Here is a 10,856-nt window from a genome sequence, read left to right on the forward strand (position 1 = left end):
TTTGAGGAAGATGCCAAGTAGCCATTGGACTTGTGCGACCTTCCACAGTGTTCATAACGTGTTTCAATGGGCTTTATTCGAACCCTAAGAAATACCTCATTGCACTAATATAGACCAAGTTTGCTCTTTTATTGAACGCTTATTTAACAAAAATGAACACGCTTGTGCCAAATTTATTTTCTACTGGCTTTTAGTACTCGATAATCACATCCGATTTCGGGACGGTACAGCAAGATAAAACATAGCCAGCGTCAACATCTTCATCGGTGATACCACCATTATGATCCATCTGGGTTTGGCCCTCTTTTATCATTACCTTACACGTTCCACATATCCCCATGCCACACGCTTTTGGAATCATTAAATCCAGTTTGGCCGCGGCATTATGTAAGGTTTCACCTGCGGCAACTTGGATACTCTTGCCACTGCCTTCAAACTCCACTCTCAACAGATCGGCCTGACTAACAGCATCCGCTTCAGCCTGCGCGACTTCAGCTAACTCAATGGCATCCTCCACCACATCCACAGGAGTCGAACCAAATGACTCTTCATGGTAATGAGACATATCAAACCCTCTTTCTTTCAGAAGGTTTTTCACGGCTCGCATATAAGGCGCAGGGCCACAGCAGAAAATTTCTCGCTCCATAAAATCCGGGGAAATCATGTCTAATTTAGACGCATCCAAATAACCACGATAGCCCTGCCAAGGCAAACCGTTTTCCATCCGCTCCACAATCAGATACAAACCAAAGTTATCCAAACGTGCCGCCATGTGATCCAACTCACGAGAAAAAATGACATCCCTCGGGGAACGTGCACTGTGAATGAACGTCATGTCCACTTCTGCATTGGTATCAAACCACCAACGCGCCATGGACATCAGCGGTGTAATGCCCACACCACCAGATAACAAGAGCACTTTCTCAGCTGGAAAATCAATACAGTTAAACTGCCCAACAGGACCATGCACTGCGAGCTCGACACCCACCTTCATATTGTCATGCAGCCAGTTGGACACTTCACCGCCAGGCACTCTTTTAATCGTGATGGAAAAACTGTAAGGCACGGATGGAGAACTGGAGATGGTATAAGAACGCATCACTTGTTTATTGTCGATTTCCAACTCTAAAGTGACAAATTGACCAGGTTTGAAGAAAAACATGACCGGTTGTTGTGCCATAAAACAGAAGGTCTTCACGTCCCATGTTTCATGGATCACCTTCACACAACGTACATTATGGCGACCATTTACCCAAGTTTGAGTATTAACGGGAGCAAAGTAATCGGCTGGAGCATTGTTCATGTCTGTCATCGCATCTGTCCTTCAAAGTAAAGAAGTCGTTATCACCATTTCGAGCCATTTTGGTGGCTATGCTCAAAGTCAATTTAACCCTGAACGACAATAACTTGCTCATGGCAGCCAAGCGCATGATTCATCGACGGTTGAGCGTCGATTTAAATGCCAACCTGTGTCGTGATTGGGCATTTTCACATCCACTATTTAAGACAATATGGCGACATTAATGCCACCTAACTCCATCAATCTTTTTGTCAGTAAGGTCCAGAAAGATGAATCAACAAGATTTACTCAATATTCGTCATGCTAGTGTAGCCGATGCCAAAACCGCCATGCGCGATCTACTAACGTCTCGCCCAACTCATTATTCGTTAGAGGCGCCGCTTTATAATGATCCACATATGTTTCGCATCGACATGGAAGAAATTTTTCAAAAAGAATGGTTGTTTGTTGGCATGACCAGCGAAATCCCAAAAAAAGGGGATTATTTTACGGTTGAAATTGGCCAGAACCCGGTACTCATTGTTCGAGACGCCGAAGGCAAGGTGAACGCTTTTCACAACACCTGTAGACACCGTGGTTCCATCATTTGCACTGAACACAGGGGCAAGGTTGCCAACCTCGTTTGTCCTTATCATCAGTGGACTTACGACTTAAAAGGCAACCTGTTGTTTGCTGGCACCGAAATGAACAAAGATTTTCAGTTAAAAGAACATGGTTTGAAATCAACCCACTGCAAAAACGCTGGCGGTTTCATTTTTATCTGTTTAGCGGAAGAGGCACCAGATGATGGTTTCGATGACTATCTAGCGACACTGGAACGCTATATGGAACCCTACGATGTCGAAAACACCAAGCTTGCTGTCGAGTCCACCATGTATGAAAAAGCCAATTGGAAACTGGTGCTCGAAAACAACCGAGAATGCTACCACTGCTCTGCCAGTCACCCAGAGTTGTTAAACACCTTATTAGAATGGGATGACACCGAAGATCCTCGAGCTTCACAAGAATTTCTTGATCATTATGCAGAACAATCGGCTCAATGGGACGCCGAAGGCATCCCACATGAACACCAAAGTTTTGGCACAGTGCAACGGAACCGCATTGTGCGTATGCCTCTTAAAAAAGGCACACATGTTATGACCATTGACGGCACAACGGCCTCCGCTAAATTATTAGGGCGAATCCAAAACCGCTCACTTGGTTCCATGCGCATTCTGCATCTACCGAATTCTTGGAACCACATGCAATCGGATCACTTTATTGTGTTCAGAGTGCTGCCAATCTCTGCGCAAGAAACCTTAGTGACAACCAAGTGGTTTGTACATAAAAACGCAGTTGAAGGGGTAGATTATGACCCTGATAATTTGCGCAAAGTGTGGGATGCGACTAACGAACAAGACAAAGTTCTCGGTGAACGTAACCAACAAGGGATTAATTCCATTGGCTATCAACCAGGTCCTTACTCTGAAACCTACGAGTTTGGTGTGATCAATTTCCTTAACTGGTACGCCCATACAATGCAAAAGAACCTAACGGTGTAATATCCCAATAAGGCCAACAGTAAAGCATTAAAAAAGCGAGCACTCTGCTCGCTTTTTTAATGTGTCATGAAATGCCCAAAATAGGCTTACAAAATACGTTTTAACAAGCGATCTGCTTTTACTCGAAACACACGTTTCAGTAGCTTCTGAATGGCCACTGGATAATCACGACGCGTATCAAGCTGAAGGTAATTAGAAACGGTTTTCGTGTGATCAAATATGTTGCCAAATTCAGCCAGAAACTTCTCTTCAAGAAGCTGATGATTATCTTGAACCAATAAACCATTTTCTAAATCTAATGCCCAGGCCCTTGGATTAACATTATTGCCGGTCAACAAGGCTTTATTTCGATCCACCCACAAACCTTTCAGATGAAAGCTATTAGCCTCATGACGCCATAAATAAATGGATAAATCGCCGGAAGCGAGGTATTTGCGATTCGCACGCGCAAATTTACGTAAAATAATTTCGTACAAATAAGGCAAGCCACCAATGGCTTTAAACGTCTGATCTTGTGGAATATAAAAATCGTTTGCGACCTTATCACCCACAATGATATGCGTTTTCACACCACGTTTAATGGCTCGTTTCACCTCTCTCAAAACCACTTTAGGTAAATTGAAATAAGGGGTACAGAGGTACAACTCATGCTTTGCCTCGGCAATCATTTCGACAATGCATTGATTTAATTGATTGTCTTTTTTACCAATGCCCACCAGCGGAGTAATGCCAACATGGTGTTCGTCAATCAACTCACTTTCTAATGGATAAGACGCTTCCGACAATGACATTCGGTATTGCTTGATTAAGGGTTTCAACTTCTTCGTCGTTGGCCACTCACCTTTGGTAAAATCTTTTACCGCGATGTGACCTATCATGACTTGCTCGATAAAACTGACCATGCTGTCTGCCAGTTTTTGATTCTCAATGACATGATAACGGTCAAATCGATATTTATCATGACGATGCAAATAGACATTATTCAAACTCGCGCCACTGTAAATCACCGTATCATCGATAATGAAGCCTTTTAAATGCAACACACCAAATACTTCTCGATGACGAACCGGCACCCCATAAATGGCAATTTGCTCTTTGTATTTCTGAGCAAATTCTTGATACATCGCCGCATTGCCCTCGCATGCTTCGGCACCAATTAACCCTCGTTGCGCACGATGCCAATCAACACAGATCACAATATCTAAGTCTGGACTACGCTGCTTAGCCTCATACGCCGCCGTCAAAATCTCACGCCCAGCCTCATCATTTTCCAAATAAAGTGCCACCAGGAAAATTCTCGACTTCGCCGTTCGGATAGCCTCTAAAAGGTACTTACGATACTCAACAGCAGAATGAAGGATATTAAAATTGTCTGGATGAACAGAAAAAGCGGGTAAAGAAACAAACAAAGAGGCTTGTGGCATGATAATTAAATGCGACCTTAATAAAAAAACAGTGAACTGTAACAAAACGGCTTAGCTTTTGCTCGTAAAGCGCCAAGATAATTAAAATTAAAGCGCACTGAATCTAAATAAACTTGAATTCCTTACGAGATTACAAAAGTTTACATTTAAATTCAAGCTTACCAATCATCAGCTCATCTTGATTTCTCTGAAGCTCTGATGTGCCTCAAGATAGGTTAACCAAGATTCATCAATGCGCTTAACCTCCCCTTTGATCCAGCGGCGAAAGCTCTGAACCTTGTCATACCGAAAATGCGGTGCTGGGGCGACCAAATAAAAATCGTATTTAGATTTCATATAAACAGGCAAAGGACAAATGAGCAGCTTTTTCTGAAGCAATTCATAGACCAAACTAAAACGCATCATGGCGAGCCCTTGTCGGGACAGCAAAGCCTCCACCAAGGAGGTGGAGTCGGCAACGTGAAGGTGAGACTTCAAAGGCATATCATACATTTTCAAGAAGGTTTGTAACTTTGGCCACACATGGTCCATATCCGGCCCAGTATCTGTGATGATAGGAATGTGACTTAACTGTTGCTCAATCGGCTCTTTTTCATGAAACAGGTCTGGGTGACAAACCGGGATTAAAAATTCTTCAAATAACAGTTCAGACTGCAACCCTTCATACTGTCCATGCCCTAAACGAACGCAGAGATCTAAATCACTATTAGCAAAGTCAGATAGTCCAATACTCGGGCTTAGACGTAAATTAATATCCGCTGCCTGTTGCTGAAACAGTCCTAATCGTGGCACCAGCCATCGACTGGAAAAAGACGGAACCACGCTGATCACCAAGGTATTTGGATTTGCGTCTTCTGATATTCCTCTTACCCCCTCTTCCATCAATCGAAACGCCTTCTCTATATAATCAAAGAGGTATCGACCTTCCGATGTCAACGCCACTTGTCGAGTATGTCGCTCAAATAAAGCCACGCCAAGGTGTTGTTCTAGGGTTTTGATCTGCTGACTCACCGCCGCTTGGGTGACAAATAACTGATCCGCCGCGGCTTTAAAACTCAAAACTTCGGCGGCATAACGAAACGCCTGCATAGATTTTAAAGGCGGTAAGCCTCTTGATCTGGACATAACAGCACCATGGTTAAGTTTTTCTTAATCATAGACGCTTTTTTCTCGTTTGTCGCCACACACTAAATTGATCATTATTCAATCACCAAATGACAAAAACACATCAGGAGATCACAATGAAAACGCATTCCAATCAATCATCCGAACTGGTAAACGTTTGCTCAACGATCGTTGAAAAACAGCACAATGCATTAGCCAGACTAAACAGTAAAAACTGGCGAATACTGATCGCTAAAATGCATCATAACTGGAGAACCCGTCGTCAGTTGAATCGACTGGATGACTCGCAACTGAAAGACTTGGGCTTAACCTCAAGCGATGTTTACCAAGAAGTACACAAACCTTTATGGAAATAATCTTATTGCAACGCATCATTATCCGACCCTGCGGCATCGGGTCGGATCTTTCCATGTTTAGGTAAGCCGCTCAGAAACCCATTTAGTCAAACTAGAAGCACTAACACCACTCTCAAACTTATTTTTTTGTTTATTTTTTAACCAAAAGATACTAACTTTAAAAAAACCTCCCTCTAAGTAATCCAATTACAGACAAGGAAATAACAATGAAGGCCTTCATTTTATTGCTCGTCAGTTTTGTGCTGATTGCGTGTTCCAGTAATCCTACAGGCACCGTTAGCGTTCGTTCAGTTGAGCCAGATGGCACCCTGAAAGAGCCCCTCATTTCCACTGCAAATCTTATAAAAGATGGTAATACCATTTTTAAAACCGAAGCCGACGGCTCTACTGATGGAAATGATGTATATGCTATTTATCTTACGGATGCCTATTTGAAATACTTAGCCGACTGGTGGGGAGTGAATGAGGTGATTTTTGTCGTCGAATTCACCGAAGCCGTTACCGGAGAAACAGATTCAGACATCACTACCAAAATTTTAGGGCCATACGAAAAATTGGCCGATGGTATCAAAGCGCCTTTTCTCAATAAGGCATTATATGGTCCGAAAAAAATGGAAAGTGACCTGCTGAGCATGAACATTAAAGTCTATGAATATGACTTGGATGAAAACGATGGAAGCTCGGCCATGCTGGAATTCATTGCCGCCACCGCCGAAAGCTTCTCTTTATCCAATCCCATTACACTTGGTGAAATCAAACTCGCGAAAGAAATTGCAAACACCTTATTACTCGCAAACGAAAACGATTTAGTCATGGAGATGGATATTGACTTTGTTGCAGGGAACAGTAAATACACGTCTAGCCATCATTCTAATGTTGTGCCGCTAAAAGATGGCGAAGTCATTATGGTCAAACAAGAAGGATGCGCTGTGATGACATGTTATGACTATTTTAGTAAAGATTGGTCTAACCTCCCTGGACTCCTTCCAGATCTCTTTATGTTGATACCAACCACATTAAACAGAGCTTTTGTTGATACCCCCGACCACTCGAGTCTCAAGGACTTTAACGACGAGAAATTAATCGTCACCAAGGATGGCATTACTGAAGTAGATGATCAAAAAAAACCGAAAGGACTCTACAAAGATAAAACTTGGCTCAGACTAAACATTGTGAAAGGCGGCGATGCATCACAATGGTCTTTCAGAAAGAAACTCTACCCAACGGCAGAAGAAGTTGAAAAGCTATTAAAAAATCCATATTCACTCAACCAAGACAATATCGATTCTATTTTGAAAGGCATAAATGATGCGCAAAAAAGCTTAACGGATGTGACAAAACAAGCGGTTGTTCAACTGACTTCCGAAATGAGTCAAAATAACATCCACTTTATCGAGGCAAGTGAAGAGACTAAAACCAGCGGTTTGTGCTTACATCATCCAGAGAATGTCACCATTATTAATCTGGCTTCAAGACCAACAGATAATAATCAAACCTTCCTTTATAAAAAAGTAAGTTCATCAAAGCAAGGAAGCTGCTACACAGTAACGGCTTCACCAGAGGGCACCGCCTTTACTCAAGGTAAGGGAGATTTCATTGTCAATTATGACGTCAATGACACGGTCAACGTTCAAAATTTACCCTATTTGGTACGTTCCAAACTGGCCGATGGGGATGTTACACTTAGCTGTCATCCTAATACCGACAACACCAGCTACCAACTTGTGCTTAACCCTAAAGAAGGTCGTGAGGATAAACTCCCACAAATCACCGACATTACCTTTAGTGACGCGAATCAAGACATTCCTTTTACGACAACCGACCAAGACATTAAGACGAACAGTGACTTTGACCAAAAGAACAGTGTTAGCCTCAAAGTAAAAGATATCTTCGGTGCTGTCATTACACCTAGTATTCCACTTGCTGACATTCAGACCTGCTTAAAGCTTCCTCAAAGCTAATCTAGCCTATTAAAAAAGGGAATCGACACGCTGCGATTCCCTTTTTAACCCAATTCAAATAGAGCCAATTCCATTTGATGCAACACCTTGTTAAGGTCTTTCCATGTTAACCCCGTGGCTTTTTTTGCTCGGCTTGCCAAAGGATAAGCAAAACACTATTTTGCTGGCAAATTCTGATTCAACCCCAATTCCTTTTGTTTTTTCTTCGTCAAACCCAGCGATACAATGCGATAGGATTCTTGAAAATAATACATTAACTCTTCATCTAACTCTTTCGAGCCCGCAAACTGCTGTATCCACTTCATACCGCGTGACGCAAGATACGGCGCTGGTCGATAACCCTCTTTATTGCTTAAAAAATCGTAGTTCAAATCCGATGTTTTAAACGTAAACGCAGGTATCTTACCTTTGCTCCAACCACCAACGGCAAAAACCTTGCCGCCCACTTTCCAGACTTGAGCACCTCCCCACTGTACAACCAATGTCGTCGCGGGTAACGCACCACAGAATTGATTAAACTCATCATAGGTCATTGACGTGTCTGCCTAAACTATTTGGACTCGTGTTCATGTTCTGAATTGAACTCGTAACATTGGGTCATTTATTTATCACGCGCTTTGTCTAACACGACTCTCAATTTACGTAAAAAAGGTAACGCCGCCTGAGCATCCTCTAAACCAAATTGAGGGATAATATCGGCCATATCTGGGGCGATATCTTGTATCGCTCGATTGCGCACGGTTTCACCAGAATCTGTTAGACGTACTAATTTACCTCGCCCATCGTCAGGATTAGGCTCCATACGGATTAAGCCTCGTTTCTCAAGGCCTGCTAAAGTATGCGACATACTGGTTTTTGGAACTTGAAAAGCACGGGCCAAGTCCATGGGTGTTTTGCCATCACCTAATCGAACCAAATGATTGAGTGCAGTGAAATGATGGATGGTCAAGCCATCATCCAATCTAGACTCCATTAATGTCCGGCTGAGCTGAGCGATAATTCCCACTTCATTCAACAGCTCAAACATGACGAGAGCTGCATCCTTTTCACGGCCATCATGTTCGTTTGATTTTGTCATCTAGGCTCCATCTTGGGGTTTGTGCAACGGGTGCAGCATACCCCAAACGACCTAGCATTTGAATGGTTTCTCCTGAGCGACCGAGCTGTTGGTGTACGTTTTTATAGTGAGCCGCCATCTCTGGGAATTCCTGCAAACACTGACTAATAGGATGCAATGCTAACCCCTTCTGCGTCGTCAGCAAATTAAGACGAAGCCAAGCCCGTCCAGCAGCAATCTGACTCGCACGACGATTATTACTGGTCGCTAACCAAACAAAAGCAGGCGTAGCGTCTAACATGGGTTTATACATATCAATCCCGGCTTGATAACTACTGGTACCAGGTGTGGCGAGATCTTTTTTCGTGATAAGGCCTGCGGCTATTAGGCCTTCTAAGGGCATTCCCCCTAAATCAATCCCATCAGGATTGGCATTGATCTCGGTTTTACCTAAACGCATCAAATCAACACTCTCCTGTAGCGTAGCCGGAGTTTCGTATTCTGTTAGCCAGGCTTCCCAAGTCAATTTTTGCAATGCTCTGACTTGCTTCTGATCCGTCGCGCCTGAAAATCGAACATCTGAAAGTTGCGGATCCAAACCATTTAATGTCATGACAGAAACCGTTTGAGTCATATCGTAAGGCTCTTTGGTCGAACGACGTCCCAGAATATAAGCAAACAGTGGATCAACTGCTTTGGCTTCCGCGACAAAGCGTATTCGCGCAATCGGCAAGCTTCCCAACGCCTCCGCCGACTCTCCTTCGGGAAATAAGGTCGTTTCAACCCGATATCCAATCGCAGTAGCCGCAATAGACATTTGCTCAAGAAAACACCCAAGTCCAATGGTCAATTGACGATCAAAAGGGTCAGTTGCCGCCAAGCGTCTTGTCGGATCAGGCAATAAAGTCACAATCCCATCTTCGTGCAAGTCCACTAACCACGGCTGCAAATTATGTGGATTGGGCGCAAGAATCGCATATGACAAGGCAAACCTTCTTGGCTCAGAATACTGACCCGCCTGATCCCATGGCCTCAAAGCGTCATGAGGCGTACGAGTCAATGAAAATACCGTACCACCAATCCCTGCTGCGACAACAATGCCACCGCCAGCCAAAGACAAAAAATGTCGACGAGATAACCCAGTTGATTTTTGATAACTCATAATGCGCTCCTTAATTAACCTTGATAGAGCACAGCATATAGTACGAAATCGAACTAAACAAGAGCAATATCGTACTATATAATCAAAATCCACCCGGCTTGCGATTTCATCGATAGAATAATGGGCTTGGAAGGGTAAGGGACAAAGCCCTTTTCCATGTAGGCGTGTTGTTTCCGATAGTACGGTGGAAGAAAAGAGGTTCGGCCCTTTGGCTAGTTGTTAGCGACCAACATCTGATTACGGTTATGCCTCCCTAATGCAGACCTACGGGGTGAGTCAGGACACGAGACATTTTGGTGGTTGATGTGGGACAAGGCGGACGCCAAGAACAAAGCTAATTGTTTTTATATACTGAAGATCTGTGTGCGACTTTAATCACGTTTATGATCAATACAGCGTCTCTTATCTCATAGATGATCCGATATAAACCTTGCCTTATACGATAATTATCTAAACCCGATAGCTTGATACAACCTTCAGCTCTTGGATTGTCTGCTAGACTTTCGATTTTTTGAAGTATTTTGGGTACGTCTTTTTTAGGAATACTCTTAAAATCTTTGCCAACTGATTTTTTAAAAGAAATTTTATATTTTGCCATTCGCTTTCAGCTCGTTTAAAAAAACTTCATAAGTCACTTCTGGCTCATTTACTCGTTCTGATATGGCAGCAAGGTCTTCTTGATCCTCTCTCATAAGCAAACGAACCGCTTCATCAATTAGCTCTGAAACAGAAACATCTGATGATGCAGCTCGCATTTTTAGCGCTTGATGAATAGCAGGTTCAAAGTAGACAGTTGAACGTTTTGATAAATTACTCATGTTACACCTCGACGATTCTTTTGGGGTTTTAACATTGTAGCGTTATAACGTTAAAACATCAAAATCGAAAAATTTCGAGCGGTCTCGTTTTATACTGGAGAGATTATGGGAG

The 10,856-nt window shown here is 43.0% G+C and carries 11 protein-coding genes; 3 read left to right on the forward strand and 8 right to left on the reverse strand.

The window, feature by feature from the left end:
- Nucleotides 1-190 precede the first annotated feature (190 nt).
- The gene (locus OA79_RS01405; RefSeq protein WP_156486195.1) at nt 191-1,312 is read right to left on the reverse strand and encodes a hybrid-cluster NAD(P)-dependent oxidoreductase; all 1,122 of its coding nucleotides are present in this window, start codon (nt 1,310-1,312) and stop codon (nt 191-193) included.
- Nucleotides 1,313-1,569: 257 nt separating this feature from the next.
- On the opposite strand from OA79_RS01405, the gene OA79_RS01410 reads away from it, so the two are divergent.
- Nucleotides 1,570-2,841: an aromatic ring-hydroxylating oxygenase subunit alpha gene (locus OA79_RS01410; RefSeq protein ID WP_063331426.1), complete on the forward strand. Its 1,272-nt coding sequence runs from the start codon at nt 1,570-1,572 to the stop codon at nt 2,839-2,841.
- An 86-nt stretch (nt 2,842-2,927) separates the two neighbouring features.
- Here OA79_RS01410 and pssA read toward each other — a convergent pair whose 3' ends face one another.
- A complete protein-coding gene (gene pssA, locus OA79_RS01415; RefSeq protein WP_156486196.1) occupies nt 2,928-4,265 on the reverse strand; it encodes a CDP-diacylglycerol--serine O-phosphatidyltransferase in 1,338 nt (445 codons plus the stop codon).
- 168 nt (nt 4,266-4,433) lie between these two features.
- Entirely contained in the window at nt 4,434-5,390 is a 957-nt protein-coding gene (locus tag OA79_RS01420) for a LysR substrate-binding domain-containing protein (protein ID WP_063331427.1), read from the reverse strand.
- Between the two features lie 116 nt (nt 5,391-5,506).
- On the opposite strand from OA79_RS01420, the gene OA79_RS01425 reads away from it, so the two are divergent.
- Both OA79_RS01425 and OA79_RS01430 read left to right on the forward strand, forming a co-directional pair.
- Complete coding sequence (locus tag OA79_RS01425; RefSeq protein WP_063331428.1) at nt 5,507-5,746, forward strand: DUF1127 domain-containing protein; 240 nt, start codon at nt 5,507-5,509, stop codon at nt 5,744-5,746.
- 206 nt (nt 5,747-5,952) lie between these two features.
- Nucleotides 5,953-7,707 (forward strand): hypothetical protein, encoded by a 1,755-nt coding sequence (locus OA79_RS01430; protein WP_063331429.1) that lies wholly within the window; start codon nt 5,953-5,955, stop codon nt 7,705-7,707.
- Between the two features lie 155 nt (nt 7,708-7,862).
- Here OA79_RS01430 and OA79_RS01435 read toward each other — a convergent pair whose 3' ends face one another.
- From OA79_RS01435 to OA79_RS01455, 5 genes are all read right to left on the reverse strand, one after another.
- Nucleotides 7,863-8,240 carry an MmcQ/YjbR family DNA-binding protein gene (locus OA79_RS01435; RefSeq protein WP_063331430.1) on the reverse strand — a complete coding sequence of 126 codons (378 nt, stop codon included), beginning with the start codon at nt 8,238-8,240 and terminating at the stop codon, nt 7,863-7,865.
- A gap of 68 nt (nt 8,241-8,308) precedes the next feature.
- The gene (locus OA79_RS01440) at nt 8,309-8,785 is read right to left on the reverse strand and encodes a MarR family winged helix-turn-helix transcriptional regulator (RefSeq protein WP_082825329.1); all 477 of its coding nucleotides are present in this window, start codon (nt 8,783-8,785) and stop codon (nt 8,309-8,311) included.
- Nucleotides 8,763-9,926 (reverse strand): Acg family FMN-binding oxidoreductase, encoded by a 1,164-nt coding sequence (locus OA79_RS01445; protein WP_063331431.1) that lies wholly within the window; start codon nt 9,924-9,926, stop codon nt 8,763-8,765. Before OA79_RS01445 ends, OA79_RS01440 begins: the two co-directional genes overlap by 23 nt.
- Nucleotides 9,927-10,260: 334 nt before the next feature.
- Complete coding sequence (locus OA79_RS01450; RefSeq protein ID WP_063331432.1) at nt 10,261-10,524, reverse strand: type II toxin-antitoxin system RelE family toxin; 264 nt, start codon at nt 10,522-10,524, stop codon at nt 10,261-10,263.
- On the reverse strand, nt 10,511-10,744 hold the full coding sequence (locus OA79_RS01455; protein ID WP_024022662.1) for a ribbon-helix-helix domain-containing protein: 234 nt from the start codon (nt 10,742-10,744) through the stop codon (nt 10,511-10,513). Before OA79_RS01455 ends, OA79_RS01450 begins: the two co-directional genes overlap by 14 nt.
- Nucleotides 10,745-10,856 lie beyond the last annotated feature (112 nt).

It is taken from the genome of Marinomonas sp. TW1 (assembly GCF_001625355.1).
Taxonomy (GTDB): Bacteria; Pseudomonadota; Gammaproteobacteria; order Pseudomonadales; family Marinomonadaceae; genus Marinomonas.

Excerpts from the sequence above, each read along its gene's own strand:
- OA79_RS01405 (WP_156486195.1), bottom strand. The coding sequence starts at position 1,312 with ATGACAGACATGAACAATGCTCCAGCCGATTACTTTGCTCCCGTTAAT.
- OA79_RS01410 (WP_063331426.1), top strand. The coding sequence starts at position 1,570 with ATGAATCAACAAGATTTACTCAATATTCGTCATGCTAGTGTAGCCGAT.
- pssA (WP_156486196.1), bottom strand. The coding sequence starts at position 4,265 with ATGCCACAAGCCTCTTTGTTTGTTTCTTTACCCGCTTTTTCTGTTCAT.
- OA79_RS01420 (WP_063331427.1), bottom strand. The coding sequence starts at position 5,390 with ATGTCCAGATCAAGAGGCTTACCGCCTTTAAAATCTATGCAGGCGTTT.
- OA79_RS01425 (WP_063331428.1), top strand. The coding sequence starts at position 5,507 with ATGAAAACGCATTCCAATCAATCATCCGAACTGGTAAACGTTTGCTCA.
- OA79_RS01430 (WP_063331429.1), top strand. The coding sequence starts at position 5,953 with ATGAAGGCCTTCATTTTATTGCTCGTCAGTTTTGTGCTGATTGCGTGT.
- OA79_RS01435 (WP_063331430.1), bottom strand. The coding sequence starts at position 8,240 with ATGACCTATGATGAGTTTAATCAATTCTGTGGTGCGTTACCCGCGACG.
- OA79_RS01440 (WP_082825329.1), bottom strand. The coding sequence starts at position 8,785 with ATGACAAAATCAAACGAACATGATGGCCGTGAAAAGGATGCAGCTCTC.
- OA79_RS01445 (WP_063331431.1), bottom strand. The coding sequence starts at position 9,926 with ATGAGTTATCAAAAATCAACTGGGTTATCTCGTCGACATTTTTTGTCT.
- OA79_RS01450 (WP_063331432.1), bottom strand. The coding sequence starts at position 10,524 with ATGGCAAAATATAAAATTTCTTTTAAAAAATCAGTTGGCAAAGATTTT.
- OA79_RS01455 (WP_024022662.1), bottom strand. The coding sequence starts at position 10,744 with ATGAGTAATTTATCAAAACGTTCAACTGTCTACTTTGAACCTGCTATT.